This is a genomic window from Kitasatospora sp. NPDC028055 (genome assembly GCF_040637885.1).
GTDB lineage: Bacteria > Actinomycetota > Actinomycetes > Streptomycetales > Streptomycetaceae > Kitasatospora.
On the sequence record NZ_JBEZXE010000001.1, the window covers coordinates 172,531 to 192,736 of the forward strand.

Genomic DNA, 20,206 nt, shown 5'->3' on the forward strand with positions numbered 1-20,206 from the left:
TCACGGAAGGGGAGTGCACCCGGCCGATTCTGCCCTGACCGTCGTCGCCCGTGCGGTGCGGCGGTCGCGCAGCCACCGCAGGCCGAACACCACCACGGCGGCGTACGTCCAGCCGGCCAGGATGTCGATGATGAAGTGCTCGGCGCCGTAGACCAGGGTGAACGCCATGGCGAGCGGATAGGCGACCAGCAGGGCGCGCAGCCAGGGCCGGGCGGTGGGCCAGAACAGGAACAGCAGCATCGCCGGGTAGGCGGAGTGCAGCGAGGGCATCGCGGCGACGTCGTTGGCGAACTGGCTGCCGTTCTCCAGCAGCGAGTCGGCCTGCGGCAGGCCCAGGTTCGAGATGGTCTCCCAGACCACCCGGTGCAGTTCGGGCAGGTTGCCCTGCTGGCCGACCAGCCACGGCGGGTCGGCCGGGTAGAGCAGGTAGGTCGCGAAGCCGGCGAAGGTCAGCGTGAAGTAGCAGGCGAGGAGTTGACGGAAGCGCTGGTGGGCGCGCCGCCACAGCACGGCGAGCAGGACGAAGACGACGAGGAAGTGCGAGAGGTAGACGGTCGTCGCCGCGTAGTCGTACCAGTGCGGCGAGCCGGGGGTGTAGAGCGCGTGCTGGAGCCGTACCGTCCAGGTCTCCCCGGCGCCGAGCACCTCGTCGAAGCGCAGCTGGGGCAGCCAGTGCGGGGCCCAGGGGGTGTGGGCGCCGTAGCCGCGCAGCAGCGAGTAGGCCCAGACCACGGCCATCACCGGGACCCAGTCGCGCAGCACCAGCAGGAAGCCGCGGGTGCCGTGTCCGCTGTGCACGGCGGCGGTGAGCAGGGCGCCGATCAGCCAGAGGAAGACCACGTCGTTGGCGAAGGCCATGCCCTGGGTGGCGAGGAACCAGACGAAGGCGGTGAGGTAGGCCGGCCAGGCCAGCAGCCGCAGTCTGGCCAGGCCGGTCCGGCGGTCGCGTTCGGTCGCGGGACGCAGACGTCCGGCCCGCACCGGGGTCGGCGGGGCCGGGCTCAGCAGCTTCGTCATGTTCAGCGAAACTAGCAACGCAAGCTTGGAGGACTCTGGGCGAACCATGACCGGCTCGTAAGAAAATCCCACGGTCGGGTCAAATCTCGTCGGACGAAAGTCCCGTGATCCGGGCGAAAGTTCGGCCGGAGCGGCCTCGCCGCCCCGGTCAGGCGACGGCACCGAGCTCATGCGGGGTGTTGTTGAAGCGTCGTCCGCCGTTGGCCGTCACCGTGACGATGTCCTCGATCCGCACCCCGAACCGGCCGGGCAGGTAGACGCCGGGCTCGATCGAGAAGCACATGCCGGGTACCAGCGGCTGTTCCTCGCCCTCGACCAGGTACGGCGGTTCGTGGGTGGTGATCCCGATGCCGTGGCCGGTGCGGTGGATGAAGTACTCGCCGTAGCCGCCCTCGGTGATCACCCGTCGGGCGATCCGGTCGATCTCCTGGCAGCTCACTCCGGGCCGGACCGCCTCGAAGGCGGTCTGCTGGGCGAGCCGGACCAGGTCGTGCACCTGCCGCACCTCGTCCGGGACGTCCGGGCCGACGTGCACGGTGCGGGTGGTGTCGGAGCCGTAGCCGTCCTTGAGGCCGCCGAAGTCCAGCACCACGGTGTCCCCGGTGCGGATGATCCGCTCCCCGGCCTCGTGGTGCGGGTTGGCGCCGTTGGGGCCGGAGCCGACCACCGTGAAGTCGACCTGGCTGTGGCCGTACTGGATCAGCAGCGCGCCGAGGTCGGCGGCGACGTCGGTCTCCCGGCGGCCGGCGAACTCGACCTCCAGGATGCCCCGGTAGGCGGCGTCCGCGGCGCCGCCGGCCGCGGCCAGGCGCTCCAGCTCCTCGCCGTCCTTGACCGCGCGCAGCATCGGCAGCACCTCGGTGAGCGAGCTGAAACCGGCGCCGGGCAGGGCGGCTTGGAGGCCGAGCAGGTGCATCGCCCAGGCGTTGTCGGAGATGCCGTAGCGCCCGGCCGGCTCGAACAGCGGGCGGGCGGTGGCGTACGGGTCCTCGCCGTCGGACCAGTCGAGCAGCTCGACGGCCGGGGCGCCGAGCGCCTTCTCGGCGTCCGGGCGCTCCAGCCGGGGGACGATCAGCGCGGGGCGGCGGCCGGGGGTGAGGACGAGGGCGGTGAGCCGCTCGGTGACGGCGGTGGGACGGTAGCCGCACAGGTAGCTCAGGTCGGGGCCGGGGGCGACCACCAGGCCGGCCAGCCCGGCGGCCGTCGCCTCGGCGGTGGCCCGGGCCATCCGGGCGGCGTGGTCCTCGGTGGTGAACGGACGGGGCACGGTTGCTCCTCCTCGGGGCCGGGTGGGGCGGTTGGTCCGGGGTCCTGCGGTGCGGGGTCCTTCGATGCGGGGTCCTTCGAGGTCGGGCCTGCGGTGCGGGTTCTGCGGTGCGGGTTCTGAGGTGCCGGGTCCTGTGCCGGTCCTTCGATGTTGGCCGACGCCGCCCGACTGCGCCACGGTCAGCGGCTGTTGGCGAAGTACCGGAGGAACAGCGCCTCGACGTGGGCCATCCGCCGGATCTCCTCCGGGTCGACGCTCTCGTTCGGCGCGTGGATCAGGCAGCGCGGCTCCTCGACGCCCATCAGCACCAGCTCCGCCGCCGGGAAGGCGGTGGCCAGCACGTTGCACAGCGGGATCGAGCCGCCCTGGCCGAGGAAGGACAGCGGCTTGCCGTAGACCTCCTGCGCGGCCTTGTCGAGCGCGGCGTACGCGGGCCCGCCGGTGTCGGCCCGGAACGGCGCGCCCGCGCTCTCCCGCTCCGTCGTGACCCGGACGCCCCAGGGCGCGGCCGCCTCCAGGTGGGCGACCAGGGCGTCCTGGGCGGCCCGGGCGTCGGTGCCGGGCGGCACCCGCAGGCTCACCCGGGCCCGGGCGGCGGCCGGGACGGCGGCCGCGGAGCCGACCACGGGCGGGCAGTCGATGCCGAGGACGGTGACGGCGGGGCGGGCCCAGAGCCGGTCGGCGACGGTGCCGGAGCCGGTCAGCCGGACGCCGTCCAGCACCCCGGCGTCGGTCCGGAAGGTGCCCTCGTCGTAGCCGACGCCGCTCCAGGTGCCGGTGCAGTCCAGGCCCTCGATCCGGGTGCCGCCGTCGGCGTCGCGCAGCGAGTCCAGCATCCGGATCAGCGCGGCCAGGGCGTCCGGGGCGGGGCCGCCGAACATGCCGGAGTGCACGTCGCCGGTGAGCGCCTCGACGCCGACCACCACGGTGACCACCCCGCGCAGCGAGGTGGTGGCGGTGGGCACGCCGACGGCGGCGTTGCCGGTGTCGCAGATCAGCAGGGCGTCCGCGTGCAACTCCCCGGCGTGCGGGGGCACGTACTGCTCCAGGCCGCCGGTGCCCTGCTCCTCGGAGCCCTCGACCACCAGCTTGAGGCCGACCGGGACGTCCTCGCCGAGTGCCCGCAGCGCGGTGAGGTGCATGACGATGTTGCCCTTGCAGTCGGCGGCGCCGCGCCCGTACCAGCGGCCGTCGCGCTCGGTGAGCCGGAACGGCGGGGAGGTCCAGGCGGCCTCGTCCAGCGGGGGCTGGACGTCGTAGTGGCTGTACAGCAGCACGGTCGGGGCGCCGGGCGGGGGCGGGCGGTGGCCGACCACGGCGTGGCTGCCGTCCGGGGTCTCCTCCAGGTGGACGTCGCGCAGGCCGGCCCCGGTGAACGCGGCGGCGACCCACTCGGCGGCCTCCCGGCACTTCTCCGGCGGGTACTGCCGGGGGTCGGCGACGGACGGGATGGCCACCAGCTCGGCCAGGTCGGCCCGGGCCTGGGGCATCAACTCGTCGATCCGCCGGGCGAGTTCGTCGGTCATCTGGGGCTCCTACTTGCGGACGGTGTCGCGCAGGTCGAGGTCGTCGATGCTGTCCTGGACGGCGGCGAGCCGGTCCGGGCAGTACACCGAGAGCACGATCGCCTCGGCCTTGACGACCTCGCGGTCGGACAGCACCGGGCGCTGGCCCGGCCCGCCCGCGCCGTTGGACATCCCGTACGTCCACTGCGCCTGGTTGAGCGCGTTCGCCGGGTCGGCGCAGACCGCGCCGCCGTCCTCGCCGAGGGTGTGGGTGATCTGGTCCTGGGTGGGCACCGGGTAGCCGGCCGAACCCAGCCTCGTGGCAAGCTCCTTGGCCTTTTCGTTCGCCAGGTCGGTGGCGTGCAGCTGGGTGAACGACAGCAGGCCGGTGACCAGCATCGCGACCAGCAGCACGATCGAGCCGAGGTAGATCCAGCGGTGCCGGGAGGCCATCAGGCCGGTGGTCATGACGTCGTACCTCCTTCGGTCCGGCGCAGCTCCTGCGCCTCCTGGGCGGCCAGCTCGGCCGCCGCCTCGGGCGAGCGCCAACTCGGCCTGCGCAGCCGCAGGAAGAGGAGGGGGATGACCAGCCCGAGGAGCAGCAGGCCGCCGCCGACGATCCCGATGTACGACCAGACGCTGCCGCTGCCGAACTGCGAGGACGGTACGAAGCCGATGCCCATCGCGGCGGCCGAGGCGAGCAGGCCGGTCACGCAGATCGGCACCAGGGCCGGGGCCCGGTAGCCGCGCGGGTGGTCCGGCTGGGTGCGGCGCAGCCGGATCGCGGCGCTGAACATCAGCAGGTAGACGATCAGGTACACCTGGGTGGTGATCACCGAGAAGATCCAGTAGGCGCTGGAGACGTTCGGGATCAGTGCGTACAGCAGGGCGATGGCGGTGGTGACCACGCCCTGGGTGACCAGCAGGTTCTGCTGGACGCCCGCGCGGTTGAGCTTCTGCAGGAACGGCGGCAGGTAGCCCTCCTGACGGGAGATCATCAGCAGCCCCTTGGAGGGCCCGGCCAGCCAGGTCAGCATGCCGCCGAGCGAGGCGGCGATCAGGGCCACCGCGATGACCGGGGTGAGCCAGCCGATGTGGAAGTACTGGAAGAAGGCGTCGAAGGCCTGCATCACCCCGGCGGTGAGGCTCAGTTCGCTGGACGGCACCACCCAACTGATCGCCAGCGCCGGCAGGATGAAGATCGCCAGCACCATCGCGGAGGCGGTGAACATCGACCGCGGGAACTCCCTGGCCGGGTCGCGCAGCGAGGAGACGTGCACCGCGTTCATCTCCATGCCGGAGTAGCTGAGGAAGTTGTTGACGATCAGCACCAGGCTGGCCAGTCCGGTCCACTGCGGGAACAGGTGCGAGGCGTCCATCGGGGCGGCGGAGGCGTTGCCCTCGCCGAGGAAGACGAAGCCGAGCACGACCAGCAGGGTGCCGGGGATCAGGGTGCCGATCACCAGGCCCATCGAGGACAGCCCGGCGACCGCCTTCGTCCCGCGCGCGGAGACCCAGACGCCGGTCCAGTACAGCACCATGATCACGACCGCGGTGTACGGGCCGTTGCTGGCCAGCCGGGGGTTCACCACGTAGGCGATGGTCGAGGCCACGTAGGCCAGCAGGGACGGGTAGTAGAAGATCGTCATCGCGAACTGGCACCAGACGGCCAGGAAGCCCAGCGGCTTCGACAGGCCCTCCGAGACCCAGCGGTAGACGCCGCCCTCCCAGCCGGAGGCCAGCTCGGCGGAGACCAGCGCGGTCGGCAGCAGGAACACCACCGCGGGGACGAGGTAGAGGAAGACGCAGGCCAGCCCGTACACCGCCATGGTCGGGGCGGAGCGCAGGCTGGCGACCGAGCTGGTGGTCATCAGGGCGAGGGTGATCCAGGACATCCGCGGGGCGGCGGCCAGTCGGCTGGCCACCGAGCCGCCGCGCTCCCGGGTGACGGGGCCGGCCTCGCCCCCGGAGCCGGGCGGGGGCGCGTCCGTGGCACTCATCGAGACTCCTCCGGTACGGCCCCGTTCGGCTGCGCGGGGGCAGGGCGGGGGCAGGGCGGGACCAGGGCGCCGGGGAAGGGCCCCGGAGGCGGGCCGTACCCGGTCAGTTCACCCGGTTGCCGCGCCCGCCGCATGCGGCGGGCGGCCGTGCGGGTGACCCGTGCTCAGTCCAGCTGGGCCGCCACCGGCGCGGCGGTGGGCCAGGCGGCGCGGCGCAGGGTGCGGCTCGCGGTGGCGGGCAGCAGGGCGGCGGCGAGCAGGGCGGCGATCGCGACGAGCGTGACGGCGGGGGAGAAGCGGTCCAGCAGCAGGCCGGCGGCGAAGGAGCCGGCCGGCATCCCGGCGGTGAGCAGCGTCATGGTCGCGGCGATCACCCGGCCGCGGAGCCGGTCGGGCACCTGGCGGAAGACCAGCAGGTCGAGCATCACCCGCAGGGCCGGGGTGCCCGCGCCGACCAGGAAGAGCGCGGCGAACACGGTGACCGCCCCGCCGGGCAGCAGCGGTGCCAGCGGGACCGGCACGGCGATCCAGGCCACCGCGAGCAGCAGCGCGCCGGGGCCGGCCAGCCGGTGCAGCCGGGAGACCAGGGTCGCCCCGGCCAGTGCCCCGACCGCCTCGCCGGCCAGTGCCAGGCCGATCCCGCCGCTGCTGGTGCCGTGTTCGCGCAGCAGCACCATGACGGGCAGCAGCAGCGCGGCCCCGGTCAGGTTGATCACCAGCAGTACGGCCAGGGCGGGGCGCAGCAGCGGGGAGGCGGCGAGGAGGCGGAAGCCGGCCAGTGCGCGGCCCTCCTCCTGCTCCTCCTGCTCCGCCCGGCCCTGCTCCGCCCGGCCCTGCTCCGCCCGGCCCTGCTCCGCCCGGCCCTCCCGGCCCTCCCGGCCCTGCTGCTCGGCTGCGGCCGCGGCCGCCGGTCCGGCCGGGAAGCGCACCAGCAGTGCGGTGGTCAGCGCGACCAGCGAGGCGAACGCGGCGCCGAGGAAGGGCACCGAGCGGCCGAGTCCGAACAGGAACCCGGCCAGTGGCGGGCCGGCCAGCGCGGCGCCGCTCATCCGGGCCTCGTCCTGGGCGAGCGCCTGCGACAGCTGTTCCGGCGCGACCACCGAGCGCAGGGCCAGCAGCCGGACCGGGCCGCTGTAGGCGATCGTCGCGCCCACCAGCGCGGCGACCACCAGCAGGTGGGCCAGGGTCAGCCGATCGAGGGCCAGGGCCGCCGGGACGCTGGCCAGGGCCAGCAGCCGGACGGCGTCGGAGGCGACCAGCACCCGGCGGCGGTCCCACCGGTCGGCGACCGAGCCGCCGTGCACGCCGAGCAGCAGGGTGGCGGCCATCTGGACGGCGCCGAAGGCCCCGGCGGCGGTGGACGAGCCGGTGAGGGCGAGCACCAGCAGGGGGAAGGCGGTCTCGCCGATCATCAGGCCGAGGGTCGCGCAGGAGGTGCCGGCCCACAGGGCCTGGAACCGCAGGTTGCGCCGCAGCGGTACGGGCGGCTGCGAGTCCGCCGGTCCGGGCGCTGCCGCTCGTACGGGCGCTGCCGCCTGCCCGACCGCCGTCCGTTCGGCCGTCGCCGTGGTGTGCTCCGTCATGGACCGACCCCCATCGTTCGCGCTCTCCGCCATCGTTCACGCTCACGTGAATGATGGCGTGAGTGTGAGCGATTGCGCAAGGGTGAGCGCTCACCGGGGCGTGATTGCATGCGGAGCGGCCGATCTGCGAGGGTGGGCCCGTGGCCGAGCACGAACGGGAACCCGCCGACGGGGACGAGCAGCAGCCCACCACCTGGGTCAAGGAACGCCAGGTGGGCGACGTCGCGGTGCTCAAGGCACTGGCCGACCCGCTGCGCCTCGCCATCCTCGGCGCGTTGAAGACCGCCGAGGACCGTCCGCTGACCGCCAAGGAGCTCGCCGCCGAGCTCGGCGAGCCGCAGACCAAGCTCTACCGGCACATCAAGCAGTTGGAGAAGGCCGGGCTGGTCCTGGTGGCGGGCACCCGGCTGGTCTCCGGCATCGTGGAGAGCCGCTACCGGGTCGCCCAGGACTCCATCCGGCTCGCCCCGGAGATGTTCACCGCCGACTCCCCGGCCCGCTCCGAGGCGTACGACGCCATGCTGGCCGCGATCGACCGGGTCCGCGGCGAGTTCCGCGCCCATGTGGCCGACGGCCGGCTGGATTTCAGCCGCCCGCAGGACGGTTCGGGTCCGTCGGCCGGGCTGTTCGCGCACTTCACCCTCCGGCTCGACCCGGACCGGCTGACCAGGCTCCGCGCCCAACTGGCCGAGATCTTCGACGGCTTGTCCGAAGAAGGTCCGAGTACGGCCGACGACGCCGTGGACGTGACCCTCTTCACCCTGCTCTACGGTCTCCGCGCGGGCACGGAACGATAAATTCCGGGCCGACTGTCGGTGCGGTGGGACAGCATGGCCGGCATGTCGTATGAACTCCAAGCGCTGATCGGCATGTTGGAGCTGCTGACGGTGGCGGCGGCGGAGGTGCCGGAGGCCCGGGTGGTGCCGCTGGCCCAGGGGCTGGCGCTCATCCCGGTCACCCCCGCCGTACTGTCCGCGCTCCAGGGCGACGCCGCGGTGGCCAAGTCCGCCGGTGGGGCGGGATTCGGCGGGCACTCCGACGGGTTCGAACTCCGGCTCGCCGCCTGGTCCAAGGCCGGTCCGATCGCCTGCGTCGAGGCCGAGTACTCCGGTGGCGGCGGGACTCAGCGCGCCGTCGTCTGGTTCGACGGCCGGGTCGTTCTGGGCCCGCTCGCCAGTGGCGAGTTCGAGCCCGCGCCGGCCGAGGGCACCCCGATCTCGCGAGCCCTGCGATGGCTCGGCGGGCGCGTCGAAGCGGGGCGGGTGGACGAGTTCGACTCGGTCGGGCTGGGGGCGCACCGCAACACCGCGGGGTGGGCGGAGGGCTGAGCCGTCGTTCGGCGCGTCGTACCACGGCCCGTTCGGTGGACCGTCGTCCGGCGCGCCGCCGTTCGGCGTACCTGCGGTGGCCGGGTCCGGACGGCGACCGCACGGTGTGAGTCAGGCGATCTCGCCTGATCTCGCACCGAGAGGAAGCAGTACCCATGCGTGCCACCCGGATGGCCGCCGCGCTGACCGCAGCCCTCGCGCTGACCATGGTCGCCACGGCGTCCGCCACCGCCGCCGGCCACGGAGCCACGGCCCCCCGCACCACCGTTTCCGCCCCCGTCGTCCCGGTCGCCCCGGTGACCGTCCCGGCACCGCCGGCCACCCTCCCGGTCGTCGACCCGCCCACGGCCCCCGACACCCCCGCCGTGCCGGACACGCCCGCTGTGCCGGACACCCCCGCCGTGCCGGACACCCCCGCTGTGCCGGACACCCCGGCCGTGCCGGACACCCCGACGCTCCCGACGCTCCCCGCCGTCCCGGCCACGCCGGACCCGAGCGCGGCCCTCGGCGACGTCGTCAAGCTGGTCACCGGCCTGCTCTCGACGGTGACCTCGGCCGTCCCCGACGTCGGTGGTCTCGTCCAGCAGCTCCTCGCCGCGCTGCAGGGCCTGCTCGGCCAAGTCCCGAGCGTGCCGACGCTGCCCACCCTCCCGGGCACCGCCGCGAGCCCGTCCCGGCAGCACCAAGGTTCCGCCCCCGCGGGCCTCCAGGAGCAGCTCGAAGCCCTGCGCGCCCAGGCGCGGGCGCTGAGCGCCGGCGCCGCCCACTCCCACCCCGCCACCGGCTGACCGTCATCAGCCGGTCGTGACCGGCCGGCCAGCTCGGCCGCCGCGCAGGGCCCCGCTCCCCGGTCCGGGAGCGGGGCCTTGTCGTCGTCCCGGCATCTGCCAACAGATCTTCCTGTCGCAGCGTCAGATAAGAACAGATCTTCATGTCAGGGCAGGAAATGGATCTAGCTTTTCCGTTTCCGACGGGCTACGGTCGTGCCCATGCCGGGCTCCGAACAGCCCGGCCGGGGTGGCGATTTCCGAGGTTCACGGGGGAACTTCCATGGCGTCCGGCCGTACGGTGGGTTACTTCGCGCTGCGCTCGATCGGCTGGCTGGTGGACAACCTCCTGGTCTTCGGGATCCCCCTGCTCTGCTACCGGGTGACCGGCGGGCTCACCTGGTCGGGCCTGGCCGTGGTGCTGACCTGGACGCCCCGGCTGCTCTCGCTGGCCGGCGCGGGCTACCTGGTGGACCGGCTGTCGATCCGCCAGATCTTCCTGGTCAGCGACGCGGGACGGCTCGCCCTGGCGGCCGTCTGCTGCCTGCTGATCCTGCTTCGGCCGAGCACCGCGGTGCCCGTGGTGCTGGTCTTCGGCATGCTGTCCGGCGCGTTCTTCGAGCAGACCTTCGTGGCCGGCGAGAAGGCCGGGAGGCTGCTCACCCCGCCGGAGCGGGCGGCCCGCACCCAGTCGGTGCTGACCGGCCTGGAGCAGGCCGCCATCATCGCCGGGCCCGCCCTCGGCGGACTGCTGCTGCTGTTCCCGCCGGTGGTGTTCGTCGCCACCGCGGGAGCCGGCTACGCGGTCAGCCTGCTGCTCGCCCTCGCCCTGCCCGAGGGCAGGGCCGACCCGGACGCGGCGCCGTCCCCGCTGGCCGGCCTGCGCCGGACCGTACGGGATCCGGTGCTGCGCAGCGTGGTGCTGCTGACCATGGGGCTGAACTACCTGCTCAGCCTGCTGATCGGCAGCGCCCCGGCGCTGGTCGCCACTCGGTACGGCGTCTCGGAGAGCGCGCTCGGCTTCGTCTACTCGGCGGCCGGTGTCGCCTCGATCGCGGTGGTCGGCATCGCCCCCTGGCTGATCGGCCGGCTCGGACTGTGGCGCTACGGCATCGGCCTCGCCCTCGCCTCCGCGCTGGTCTGCCTGGGGCTGTCCGCGGCCCCGGACCTGGCGCTGTTCGGCGTCGCCCTCGGGGTGTTCCTGGCCCTGGACTCGCTGTTCAGCGTCTACCTGCGCACCACCAGGGCCGAGCGGGTGCCGACCGGGGAGTTCGGCAGCGCGGTCGCCGCCTTCGGCCTGCTGCTGGTGGCGCCGATGCCCGTCGCCGGGGCGACCCTCGCCCTGGCCGGCTCCTCGGTGGACCCGGCCACCCTGCTGCGGGTGGCCTCGGTCGGGGTGCTGGTCCTGACCCTCGCGCTGCTGCCCGGGCTGGCCCGGGCCGGCCGCCCGACCCCCGCCGACCGCCCCACCCCCGCCGGCCCCCACCACCCTCACGACCCCCACCACCACGACGCCGGAGCGGCGCCCGTGGCCCACGAACGGGAAGACATAGCACGATGACCAAGCATTCCGACCGGCGCATCCTCGTGATCGAAGCCCTCTCGGGGGGTGTGCTGCTGGTCGAGGCCGCCCTCGACCTGGGGATCGGCGTCGTGGTCGCCAGCGCGGACACCGAGGACCGGGTGATGCCCGCGCACCTGCGCGACCGCATCGACGAACTGGTGACCGTCGAGACCAACGACCTGCCCGCCCTGCTCGCCGCGGTCCGCGAGCTGCACCAGCGCCTCCCGCTGTCCGCGGTCTTCCCCGGCTGCGACGTCTACGTCCCCAACGCCGCGCACCTCGCCGCCGAGCTGGGCCTGACCGGCCTGGACGTGCGGACCGTGGAGCAGGTCCGGGACAAGACCCGGATGCGCGAGGCGGTCGAGGCCGCCGGGCTGCGCAGCCCGCGCTTCCTGGAGGTGAGCTCCGACGAGCACCTCCCGAAGGCCGCCGAGCACACCGGCTTCCCGTGCGTGGTCAAGCCGGTGGACCAGTCCGGCAGCCTCCACGTCTCGGTGGTCCACGACCTGGAGCAGCTGACCGCCGCGTACCGCCGGCTCAGCACCGACGACTTCGTCGACCTCGGCCGCCCGATGATCGAGCGGGCCCTGGTCGAGGAGTACCTGGACGGGCCGGAGTACAGCGTCGAGGGCTACGTCCTCGACGGGACGACCACCGTCGTCGCGGTGACCGAGAAGCTCCTCGCGCCGGAGCCGTACTTCGCCGAGATCGGCCACCAGCTGCCCGCCGCCCTGTCGGCCGAGGCGTCGGCCGCGATCGAGGAGTACGTCCAGGGCGTCGTCCGGGCGGTCAACCTCACCGTCGGGCCGTTCCACTGCGAACTGCGGCTCACCGCCCAGGGCCCGGCCCTGGTCGAGATCGGCGCCCGGATGGGCGGCGACCGGATCGCCGAACTGGCCCAGCTCGCCACCGGCGTCAGCCTGCCCAGGGTCTGGCTGGCCGGGCTGCTCGGCCTCGACCCGCGGGAGACCGGCGCCTTCGGCGAACCGGTCGCGGCGGTCGCCGGCATCCACTTCTTCACCGCCCCCGGCGAGACCCGCTTCGACCGGGCCACCGGCCTGGACACCGCGGCCGCCCTGCCGGGCGTGCGCGAGGTCCGGCTCGACCTCGCCCCGGGCGACCCGATCCACCCGCACCTGGACGACTTCCGCTGCCGGCTCGGCCAGGCGGTCTTCACCGCCGACTCCCCGGCCGCCGCCACCGCGCTGCGCGGCGCGGTCGACGCCGCCGTCCGGATCAACCCGCAAGCGGAGGAGGAACGGTGAGCGAGCTCCTCGACTACCTGGCGGTCGGCGCCGGCCCGGCCAACCTCAGCCTGGCCGCCCAAGCGGAAGCCCACCCGGGCACCACCGGACTGCACCTGGACCGCCGCGAACGGCCCGCCTGGCACCCGGGGCTGCTGCTCCCCGACGCCACCCTGCAGAACTCGCCGTTCAAGGACCTGGTCACCCCGGTCGACCCGACCAGCCGGTTCTCCTTCCTGGCCTTCCTCGCCGCCAAGGGCCGGTTCTACCAGTTCCTGACCGCCCGCTTCCCGGCCGTCCACCGCGCCGAGTTCAACCAGTACCTCGGCTGGGTGGCCGACCAGCTCGGCGACACCGTCCGCTACGACCACGACGTGACGGAGGTCCGCTTCCGCGGCGACCACTTCGAGACCGAGACCTCCCGGGGCAGCTTCCGCTCCCGGCACCTCGTCCTCGGCGCGGGCCCCCAGCCGTACCTGCCGCCGGTGCTGGAGGGCGCCACCGGGCCGGCCGTGTTCCACTCCAGCGAGTTCGTCCAGCACGCCGAGGCCCTGGCCGGCCGCCGGGTCGCCGTGGTCGGCGGCGGGCAGAGCGGCGCCGAGATCGTCCGCCACCTGCTGGTCGGCCAGACCCGCCCGGAACGGGTCACCTGGGTCAGCCGGCGGCCCGGCTTCCTGCCGCTGGACGAGTCGGCCTTCACCAACGACCTGTACCTGCCGGAGGCCGCCCAGGACTTCTTCGGACGGCCCAAGGAACAGCGGGCCGCCCTGCTGGCCGAGCAGAAGTACGCCAGCGACGGCGTCAACGAGGGACTGCTGGCCGAGCTGTACCGGATCGTCTACCTGACCAGCCACGTCGAGGGGCGCCCGGAGCTGATCCGGCTGCTGCCCGGGCACGAGGTCGCCGGGCTCGCCGAGCAGGCCGACGGGCTGCGCCTGGAGCTCAAGTCCGCCGAGGGCGGGACCGCGGTGGACTGCGACGCGGTCGTGCTGGCGACCGGCTACGTCCAGCGACTGCCCCAGTGCCTGGGCGCCCTGGCCGGACGGCTGCGGCTGGAGGACGGGCTCCCGGTCGTCCGGGCGGACTACTCGGTGGAGTGGGACGGGCCGGACGACCACCGGATCTACCTGCAGAACGGTGCCCGGCACGCGTTCGGCATCACCGATCCCAACCTCGGCCTGCTCGCCTGGCGCAGCCGGGTGATCCTCGACAGCATCCGTACGAACGGGGGTTCCTGACGATGCAGCAGTTGAACGAGAAGGTCGGCACGGGCGCTGCGGCCGAGGGTCGGTCCGTCGAGGTCGGCTACCTCGCGCCCGACGTCGACGAGACCGGCACCTCCAGCCTGGAGGCCGACCTGGACGCGGCCGAGGTCCTCGCGGCCGTCGGCCGGCTGCCCGTCAACCTGGCGGTGTTCACCGTGCCCCCGCACTCGGCCACCATGGCCGACTGCCACGCCTCCCAGGAGCTGTGGCTGGTCCAGCGCGGCCACGGGGTGATCACCTGCGGCGGCCGCGAGCACCCGGCCCGCCCGGGCGGGCTGTACGCGCTCCCGGGCGGCGAGGAGCACCGGCTGCACACCGCCGACGAGGAGATGACGGTGCTCTCCATCTGGTGGCGGGGAGCCGACGCATGAGCGCGGGCGGGACGTACGACCTCGCGGTGATCGGCACCGGCATCGTCGGCGCCACCGCCGTCGGCCTGGCCACGCTGCGCCACCCCGGCGCCTCGGTGGTCGCGGTCTGCGCGGGCGCCGTGCACGACGGCTCGACCGTCCGCTCGCTCGCGGTGGACATCCCGGCCGGGCGGACCGAGGAGCAGCGGGCGCTGGCCCGCCGGAGCCTCGAACTCCGGGCCGAACTGGCCGCGCTCGCACCGGCGTTGAACGCCCGGACGAGGCGCGCGTACTGGGTGCTGCCGGCCGGTGGCGCGGCCGGGGTCGACGGCCAGCTGGTCGGCGACGCGCTGGCGCCCTGCCGGTCCGAGCAGGAGGCGCGGCTGCGGGCCGTGTTCGGCGGACCGGTCGGCGGGGCGGGTACCGAGCTGCGCCGCTCCGCCGAGGCGACGTTCACCGAACCCGCCGACGCCGTCGAGCAGTTGCTCCGGCCGCTCACCAGTGGGAGCCCCGCCGACGGCCCGCGGCGCGACCTGGCCGAGGGCTTCGCGGTGCGCGCCGTCGAGCCCTGCGCGGACGGCTACCGGCTGATCGCCGAGGACGGCGGCGAACTGACCGCCCGCCGGGTGCTGGCCGCCCCCGGCGCCGCCGCCCTGACCGGCCCCTTCGCCGCGACGGCGAAGCGGTTCGGCGCCCGGACCAAGAAGATCGTCGCCTACCGGCTGCGCGGCGGAGAGCCCGGCGGGCACCGCCCGCTGCTGGTGCTGGACGAGCCGGACGCCTTCCTGCTGCCCGTCGGGGACGGCCGGGACTGGTGCTACAGCATCACCAGCACCGACTGGGACTGCCCGCCCGAGCGCACCCGGCTGGCGCCGAACCCCGCCGACCGGGCCCTGGCCGAGGCCATCCTGGCCGAGCAACTCCCCGGCTTCCGGCCCGAGTTCACCGGCTGCCGGACCGGTGCCGACCTCTACCTGCCGGACTTCGCCCCGCTGATCACCCCGCTGGACGGCCTGGACGGCGTCGTCCTGGCGACCGGTGGCGCGGGCTCCGGCTTCCGGCTCGCCCCGGCCATGGCCGAGGGCGCGCTCGCCCTGCTGGGCCTCGACTGACCTCCCGACAGCCCCTGAGGACCACGATGCGAACCAACGCCACCCCCCGTCACTACCTGCTCGTCCCCCCGGAGCCCACCCCCAACGGGCACCTGCACCTGGGCCACATCGCCGGTCCCTTCCTGCGGGTGGACGCGCTCGCCCGCTTCCTGCGGATGCGCGGCGACCGTCCGGCGATCATGACCGGCACCGATGCCTACGAGCCCTGGGTCGCCATGAAGGCCCGGGTCGACGGCGTCGACCCGGGCGAGATCGTCGCCCACTACCACGAGGTCATGCAGGCCGACCTCGCCGCGCTGCGGATCGGCATGGACGAGTTCGTCAACCCCGCCGAGGAGCCCTGGCACGGCCTGTTCCAGCGCGAGATCGACGAGAGCGTCGCCCGGCTGGACGCCCGCGGCGCGGTGAGCACGCTGATCGAGAAGGTCCCGTACGAGCCGACCGCCGGCCGCTTCGTGGTCGGCCCGCTGCTGCTCGGCCGCTGCCCGGACTGCGGCACCGAGGTGGCCAGCTACTTCTGCGAGGGCTGCGGCGCGCACTTCCGCCCGGAGGAGGTGGTCGAGCCGCGCCCGCGGCTGGCCACGGACGCCGACTGGCAGTGGCGGCAGATCGCCACCCGCTTCCTGCGCACCGCCGGACTGGCCGAGCTGGAGCCCGAGTTCGACCGGCTGGACCTCGCCGAGCGGTACCGCTCGACCGTCCGGGCGCTGCTCGGCCGGGGCGGCGCCAGTATCCGGCTGAGCGTCCCCGAGACCTGGGGGATGACGCTGGCCGGCGGTGAGGACGGCGTCCCGTCCAGCCTGTTCTCGTACACCGGCGGCTTCATGTTCGCCCGGCTGCTCGGCGAGATCCACCGGCAGCGGATCGGCGCCGAGGCCAACTCCTTCTCGCCCGACTCCGACGTGGTCACGGTGACCAGCCTCGGCTGCGACAACGTGGTGTCCGCGCTGATCTGCATCAACGCCGTCGCCCTGGTGCACGGGGACACCCGGCCGTACGACCGGGTGCTGATCAACGAGTTCTACCAGCTGGCCGGGGAGAAGTTCTCCACCAGCCGCCGGCACGCGATCACCGCCTCGGGCGTCGCGAAGGTCCGCGGGCTCACCCCGGACGCCGTCCGCTACCACCTCGCCCTGGTCAACCCGGAGACCTCGCAGACCAGTTTCGAGCCCAAGGAGTTCCTGGACACCGCCAACCACCGGCTGGCCGGCGTCCTGGAGGACCGGATCGCCGCCGCCTGGGAGCGGCTGCCGGCCGCACCGGGGGCGCTCCCCGCGTCGGAGCTGGCCGTGCTCGACGAGCACCTGGACCGGCTGGAGCGCGCCCTGGACGGCCCGACCGTGCGGATGGCCGAGGCCGGCGCGGTGCTGGACTCCTGGATCGACCGGATCGACGCCCTCCCCGGCGCCGACCGCACCCCCGACCAGGCCTACTGGTGGCTCAAGGGGCTGGCCCTGCTGGGCTTCCCGATCATGCCGGACTTCGCCGCCGACCTCTGGCGACGGCTCGGCGGCACCGGCGACCCGGGCTTCGCCGCCTTCCCGGAGCGCCCGGCCCCGGCCACCGTCGCGCACCGGCGGTGGTTCACCCCGGTCACCGCGGCCGACTTCGCCGCCTGCCTGCCGGAAACCCTGAGCTGATCCCCACCACCCCTTCGGAGCCCCCGCGTGCCTGAACACCCGCACTACCTGGTCGTCAACCGGTACGACGACGAGGACGCCGAGTACCGGCGGTACTGCGCCGGCCACCCCTGCGACCTCTCGGTCGTCACCACGCCCGACGGCGTGCCCGCGCTCGGCCCGATCGAGCCCGGGCGCGTGGTCACCGTGCCCGACCTGGAGTTCGCCACCGTCCTGGCGGCCGCGCTGGAACTGCGGGAGCGGCACGGCGACTTCGACGGCGTGGTCGGCCTGTCGGAGTACGACGTGCTGACGGCCGCCCGGGTGCGCGAGGCGGTCGGCGCCCCCGGCCCCTCGGCCGACCTGGTGCGGGCGTTCAAGGACAAGGTGGTGATGAAGGAGCGGGTGGCCGCGGCCGGGCTGGCGGTGCCGCGGTTCGCCGCGCTGGCGGGCGGTGCGTCGGCCGCCGAGCTGGAGCGTGCGGTCGGCTTCCCGATGGTCCTCAAGCCGCGGGCCCGGGCCGGTTCGGCCGGCGTCCGGATCGTCCACGACTCCGCCGCCCTGACAGCGGCGCTCGCGGAGACCGACGCCGAGGAGTACGAGTGCGAGGAGTACGTCTCCTCGGAGATCTACCACGTCGACGGGGTGCTCGCGGACGGCCGCGAGCACTTCGTCAGCGTCTCCGGCTACGTCAACACCCCACTGGAGTTCACCGAGGGCCGCCCGCTCGGCTCGGTGTTCCTGGACCCGGGCGCGCTGCGGGACGAGCTCGCCGCCTTCGCGCTCGCCTGCGTCCGGGCGCTCGGCCTGGAGACCGGCTGCTTCCACCTGGAGGTGATCCGCCGGCCGAGCGGCGAACCGGTCTTCCTGGAGGTCGGCATGCGCCCGGGCGGGGCCGAGGTCCCCTTCGTCCACCGGGAGGTGCACGGCATCGACCTGATGGCGGAGACCTTCCGTACGGTGCTCGGCCTCCCGCTGGAGTCGGCCGGCCGGGGCTTCGAGCACGCCAGCGCCGGTTGGGTCGTCATGCCCGAGCCCGCCGTCCGGCCCGCCCGGGTGCTGGACCGCACCCCGATGAAGGGCGTGGTGCCGCAGGTGTACGCCGAGGTGCTGCCCGAGCCCGGCGCCGTGTACGACGGCACCGGCGGTTACTTCCACGTCCCGGGCCGCTTCCGGCTGACCGGGCCGGACGAGCGGAGCGTGCGGGCCGCGGCCCGCCGGATCATGGCCGAGTACCGGCTCGACGTCGAACCGGCCGGGCCGTGACCACCGACCCCGCGACCACCGACCCCGCGATGACAAGCCCGGTGACGACCAACCCCCGTTCCGGCAACCCCGTTCCAGTGGAGGAACAGCACCCGATGACCCCGCAGCGACGACACGACCCCGAGCTCCGCGCCTTCGCCAGCGACAACTACGCGGGCGTCCACCCCGAGGTGTTGGCGGCGATCGCCGTCGCCAACGGCGGCCACCAGGTCAGCTACGGCGAGGACGTCTACACCGAGCACCTCCAGGAGGTGTTCCGCGGCCACTTCGGCCCGTCCGCCGAGGTGTTCCCGGTGTTCAACGGCACCGGCGCCAACGTGGTCGCGCTGCAGGCCATGATGGACCGCCGGGACGCCCTGGTCTGCGCCGAGAGCGCGCACGTCAACGTGGACGAGGGCGGTGCGCCGGAGGTGATGGCCGGCCTCAAGCTGCTCACCGTCCCGGCCTGGGACGGCAAGCTCACCCCGGAGCTGATCGACCGCCAGGCCTACGGCTTCGACAACGAGCACCGGGCCCGCCCCGCCGTCGTCTCGATAGCCCAGTCCACCGAGGTCGGCACCTGCTACACGCCCGAGGAGATCCGGGCGATCTGCGACCACGCGCACGGCCTGGGCATGAAGGTCTACCTCGACGGCGCCCGGCTGGCCAACGCCGCCGCCACCCTGGGCGTCCCGATGCGGGCCTTCACCACTGACGCCGGCGTGGACGCCTTCTCGCTCGGCGGCACCAAGAACGGCCTGCTGTTCGGCGAGGCGGTCGTGGTGCTGAACCCGGAGGCCGTCCAGGGCATGCGCTACCTGCGCAAGACCTCCATGCAGCTGGCCTCCAAGATGCGCTTCGTCTCGGTCCAGTTCGAGGCCCTGCTGGGCACCGACCTGTGGCTGCGCAGCGCCTCCCACGCCAACGCGATGACCCAGCGGCTGTTCACGGCCGTCCGGGACCTGCCCGGCATCCGGATCGACCGCCCGGTGCAGGCCAACCAGATCTTCGCCGTGCTGCCGCCGGCCGCCACCGAGGCCCTGCAGAAGCGCTTCCGCTTCTACACCTGGGACGTGCAGAGCGGCGAGGTGCGCTGGATGACCTCCTTCGACACCACCGAGGCCGACGTCGACGCCTTCGCCGCCGCGATCGCCGAGGAGCTCGCCGCGGCGCTCTGACCGCGCGGCCGCACGGCCGTCCGGCCGCCCGGCCCTCCTGCCGCACCGACGCGAACGGCCCCGCCCCCGAACCCGGGAGCGGGGCCGTGCCGTCCTGCCGCCCACCCGCGCACGGGGGCGGGCCGACCGGGGGTCGACTAGCGGTAGTTCACGAACTGGATCGCGAAGTCGAGGTCCTTGCCCTTGAGCAGGGCCTGGACGGCCTGGAGGTCGTCGCGGCTCTTGGAGCTGACGCGCAGCTCGTCGCCCTGGACCTGGGCCTTGACGCCCTTCGGGCCCTCGTCCCGGATGATCTTCGCGACCTTCTTGGCATCCTCCGTGGTGATGCCCTCCTTGATGTCCGCGAAGATCTTGTACTCCTTGCCGGACAGCTGCGGCTCACCGGCGTCCAGAGCCTTCAGCGACAGGCCGCGCTTGACGAACTTCGTCTGCAGCACGTCCAGGATGGCGAGCACGCGCTCCTCGCCGTTGGCCTTCATCTCGATCTTCTCGCCGGAGCGCTTGATCTCGCCGCCCACGCCCTTGAAGTCGAAGCGGGTGGCGATCTCGCGGGAGGTCTGGTTGATCGCGTTGTCGACCTCCTGCCACTCGACCTTCGAGACGATGTCGAAACTGGAGTCGGCCATGGGTGTTGGTCTCCTTGATGCTCTGGCTTCACTGACACGGCCCGCCCCACCGGGCGCCCGCCGCCCAAGCCTATCCAGCGCCACCCGGGCCCCGCCCGTGACCGCCGCGCGGCGGTCCTTGATCATCGCGTGATCTACCGAGTGGCGTAGCACCCCCCGGGATCAGGTATGGTTTACCACGTCGAACGGAGCCGAGAAGCCCCGCGAGACACCATCCTGGCTGGTTGCCCGAGCGGCCAAAGGGAGCAGACTGTAAATCTGTCGCGCAAGCTACGCAGGTTCGAACCCTGCACCAGCCACCGGATAGGAACAGCCCCCGATCTGCGGAAACGCGGATCGGGGGCTTTTTCGTGCCGCCCGGGCGGAATCGAACGGCGGAGAGAACGGCGGGGCCGTCCGGGGCGGCCGTCGGGCACTTATTGCGCATTGCTTGCAATTACCTCGGACAGGCAGCAGAGTGGGAGCCCGGGGGTGGGAGTCCTTCGACCGAGCTGATCGTCTTCCCAACCGGCGCCCGCCGGGACAACGGCTCACCC

The 20,206-nt window shown here is 73.7% G+C and carries 18 protein-coding genes and 1 tRNA gene; 12 read left to right on the top strand and 7 right to left on the bottom strand.

The window, feature by feature from the left end; translation table 11 throughout:
- The 6 genes from AB0F71_RS00815 to AB0F71_RS00840 all read right to left on the bottom strand — a co-directional run bounded on the left by AB0F71_RS00815 (nt 1) and on the right by AB0F71_RS00840 (nt 7,372).
- Nucleotides 1-1,017, bottom strand: a complete 1,017-nt coding sequence (locus AB0F71_RS00815; RefSeq protein ID WP_360226063.1) for a phosphatase PAP2 family protein — start codon at nt 1,015-1,017, stop codon at nt 1-3.
- A 148-nt stretch (nt 1,018-1,165) separates the two neighbouring features.
- Nucleotides 1,166-2,245, bottom strand: coding sequence for an aminopeptidase P family protein (locus AB0F71_RS00820; protein ID WP_360227649.1), 1,080 nt, complete (start codon nt 2,243-2,245; stop codon nt 1,166-1,168).
- Between the two features lie 218 nt (nt 2,246-2,463).
- Nucleotides 2,464-3,810 carry a dipeptidase gene (locus tag AB0F71_RS00825; protein ID WP_360226066.1) on the bottom strand — a complete coding sequence of 449 codons (1,347 nt, stop codon included), beginning with the start codon at nt 3,808-3,810 and terminating at the stop codon, nt 2,464-2,466.
- A gap of 9 nt (nt 3,811-3,819) precedes the next feature.
- Nucleotides 3,820-4,257: a hypothetical protein gene (locus AB0F71_RS00830; protein WP_360226069.1), complete on the bottom strand. Its 438-nt coding sequence runs from the start codon at nt 4,255-4,257 to the stop codon at nt 3,820-3,822.
- Nucleotides 4,254-5,684: an APC family permease gene (locus AB0F71_RS00835; protein ID WP_360227652.1), complete on the bottom strand. Its 1,431-nt coding sequence runs from the start codon at nt 5,682-5,684 to the stop codon at nt 4,254-4,256. Before AB0F71_RS00835 ends, AB0F71_RS00830 begins: the two co-directional genes overlap by 4 nt.
- Nucleotides 5,685-5,953: 269 nt before the next feature.
- Entirely contained in the window at nt 5,954-7,372 is a 1,419-nt protein-coding gene (locus AB0F71_RS00840) for an MFS transporter (RefSeq protein ID WP_360226072.1), read from the bottom strand.
- 140 nt (nt 7,373-7,512) lie between these two features.
- Here AB0F71_RS00840 and AB0F71_RS00845 point away from each other — a divergent pair, with 140 nt between their 5' ends.
- The 11 genes from AB0F71_RS00845 to AB0F71_RS00895 all read left to right on the top strand — a co-directional run bounded on the left by AB0F71_RS00845 (nt 7,513) and on the right by AB0F71_RS00895 (nt 19,044).
- Nucleotides 7,513-8,169 carry a helix-turn-helix domain-containing protein gene (locus AB0F71_RS00845; RefSeq protein WP_360226075.1) on the top strand — a complete coding sequence of 219 codons (657 nt, stop codon included), beginning with the start codon at nt 7,513-7,515 and terminating at the stop codon, nt 8,167-8,169.
- Nucleotides 8,170-8,211: 42 nt separating this feature from the next.
- Nucleotides 8,212-8,700 carry a hypothetical protein gene (locus AB0F71_RS00850; protein WP_360226078.1) on the top strand — a complete coding sequence of 163 codons (489 nt, stop codon included), beginning with the start codon at nt 8,212-8,214 and terminating at the stop codon, nt 8,698-8,700.
- A gap of 155 nt (nt 8,701-8,855) precedes the next feature.
- Entirely contained in the window at nt 8,856-9,488 is a 633-nt protein-coding gene (locus tag AB0F71_RS00855; protein WP_360226081.1) for a hypothetical protein, read from the top strand.
- A gap of 262 nt (nt 9,489-9,750) precedes the next feature.
- The gene (locus AB0F71_RS00860) at nt 9,751-11,028 is read left to right on the top strand and encodes an MFS transporter (RefSeq protein WP_360226084.1); all 1,278 of its coding nucleotides are present in this window, start codon (nt 9,751-9,753) and stop codon (nt 11,026-11,028) included.
- Nucleotides 11,025-12,296, top strand: coding sequence for an ATP-grasp domain-containing protein (locus AB0F71_RS00865; RefSeq protein ID WP_360226087.1), 1,272 nt, complete (start codon nt 11,025-11,027; stop codon nt 12,294-12,296). The genes AB0F71_RS00860 and AB0F71_RS00865 overlap by 4 nt, the downstream gene beginning before the upstream one ends.
- Nucleotides 12,293-13,513, top strand: a complete 1,221-nt coding sequence (locus AB0F71_RS00870; protein ID WP_360226090.1) for a SidA/IucD/PvdA family monooxygenase — start codon at nt 12,293-12,295, stop codon at nt 13,511-13,513. The genes AB0F71_RS00865 and AB0F71_RS00870 overlap by 4 nt, the downstream gene beginning before the upstream one ends.
- Nucleotides 13,514-13,515: 2 nt before the next feature.
- Entirely contained in the window at nt 13,516-13,911 is a 396-nt protein-coding gene (locus tag AB0F71_RS00875; protein ID WP_360226093.1) for a cupin domain-containing protein, read from the top strand.
- Nucleotides 13,908-15,002 (top strand): FAD-dependent oxidoreductase, encoded by a 1,095-nt coding sequence (locus AB0F71_RS00880; RefSeq protein ID WP_360226096.1) that lies wholly within the window; start codon nt 13,908-13,910, stop codon nt 15,000-15,002. Before AB0F71_RS00875 ends, AB0F71_RS00880 begins: the two co-directional genes overlap by 4 nt.
- 26 nt (nt 15,003-15,028) lie before the next feature.
- Complete coding sequence (locus tag AB0F71_RS00885) at nt 15,029-16,642, top strand: class I tRNA ligase family protein (RefSeq protein ID WP_360226099.1); 1,614 nt, start codon at nt 15,029-15,031, stop codon at nt 16,640-16,642.
- A 27-nt stretch (nt 16,643-16,669) separates the two neighbouring features.
- The gene (locus tag AB0F71_RS00890; protein WP_360226102.1) at nt 16,670-17,887 is read left to right on the top strand and encodes a hypothetical protein; all 1,218 of its coding nucleotides are present in this window, start codon (nt 16,670-16,672) and stop codon (nt 17,885-17,887) included.
- Between the two features lie 95 nt (nt 17,888-17,982).
- On the top strand, nt 17,983-19,044 hold the full coding sequence (locus tag AB0F71_RS00895; RefSeq protein ID WP_360226105.1) for a low specificity L-threonine aldolase: 1,062 nt from the start codon (nt 17,983-17,985) through the stop codon (nt 19,042-19,044).
- A gap of 137 nt (nt 19,045-19,181) precedes the next feature.
- Here the strand turns inward: AB0F71_RS00895 and AB0F71_RS00900 are convergent, their stop codons facing one another.
- Nucleotides 19,182-19,670 carry a YajQ family cyclic di-GMP-binding protein gene (locus tag AB0F71_RS00900; protein ID WP_360226108.1) on the bottom strand — a complete coding sequence of 163 codons (489 nt, stop codon included), beginning with the start codon at nt 19,668-19,670 and terminating at the stop codon, nt 19,182-19,184.
- Nucleotides 19,671-19,888: 218 nt separating this feature from the next.
- Here AB0F71_RS00900 and AB0F71_RS00905 point away from each other — a divergent pair.
- Nucleotides 19,889-19,969, top strand: a tRNA-Tyr gene (locus AB0F71_RS00905).
- Nucleotides 19,970-20,206 lie beyond the last annotated feature (237 nt).

Excerpts from the sequence above, each read along its gene's own strand:
- AB0F71_RS00815 (WP_360226063.1), bottom strand. The coding sequence starts at position 1,017 with ATGACGAAGCTGCTGAGCCCGGCCCCGCCGACCCCGGTGCGGGCCGGA.
- AB0F71_RS00820 (WP_360227649.1), bottom strand. The coding sequence starts at position 2,245 with ATGGCCCGGGCCACCGCCGAGGCGACGGCCGCCGGGCTGGCCGGCCTG.
- AB0F71_RS00825 (WP_360226066.1), bottom strand. The coding sequence starts at position 3,810 with ATGACCGACGAACTCGCCCGGCGGATCGACGAGTTGATGCCCCAGGCC.
- AB0F71_RS00830 (WP_360226069.1), bottom strand. The coding sequence starts at position 4,257 with ATGACCACCGGCCTGATGGCCTCCCGGCACCGCTGGATCTACCTCGGC.
- AB0F71_RS00835 (WP_360227652.1), bottom strand. The coding sequence starts at position 5,684 with ATGTCCTGGATCACCCTCGCCCTGATGACCACCAGCTCGGTCGCCAGC.
- AB0F71_RS00840 (WP_360226072.1), bottom strand. The coding sequence starts at position 7,372 with ATGACGGAGCACACCACGGCGACGGCCGAACGGACGGCGGTCGGGCAG.
- AB0F71_RS00850 (WP_360226078.1), top strand. The coding sequence starts at position 8,212 with ATGTCGTATGAACTCCAAGCGCTGATCGGCATGTTGGAGCTGCTGACG.
- AB0F71_RS00855 (WP_360226081.1), top strand. The coding sequence starts at position 8,856 with ATGCGTGCCACCCGGATGGCCGCCGCGCTGACCGCAGCCCTCGCGCTG.
- AB0F71_RS00860 (WP_360226084.1), top strand. The coding sequence starts at position 9,751 with ATGGCGTCCGGCCGTACGGTGGGTTACTTCGCGCTGCGCTCGATCGGC.
- AB0F71_RS00865 (WP_360226087.1), top strand. The coding sequence starts at position 11,025 with ATGACCAAGCATTCCGACCGGCGCATCCTCGTGATCGAAGCCCTCTCG.
- AB0F71_RS00875 (WP_360226093.1), top strand. The coding sequence starts at position 13,516 with ATGCAGCAGTTGAACGAGAAGGTCGGCACGGGCGCTGCGGCCGAGGGT.
- AB0F71_RS00880 (WP_360226096.1), top strand. The coding sequence starts at position 13,908 with ATGAGCGCGGGCGGGACGTACGACCTCGCGGTGATCGGCACCGGCATC.
- AB0F71_RS00885 (WP_360226099.1), top strand. The coding sequence starts at position 15,029 with ATGCGAACCAACGCCACCCCCCGTCACTACCTGCTCGTCCCCCCGGAG.
- AB0F71_RS00895 (WP_360226105.1), top strand. The coding sequence starts at position 17,983 with ATGACCCCGCAGCGACGACACGACCCCGAGCTCCGCGCCTTCGCCAGC.
- AB0F71_RS00900 (WP_360226108.1), bottom strand. The coding sequence starts at position 19,670 with ATGGCCGACTCCAGTTTCGACATCGTCTCGAAGGTCGAGTGGCAGGAG.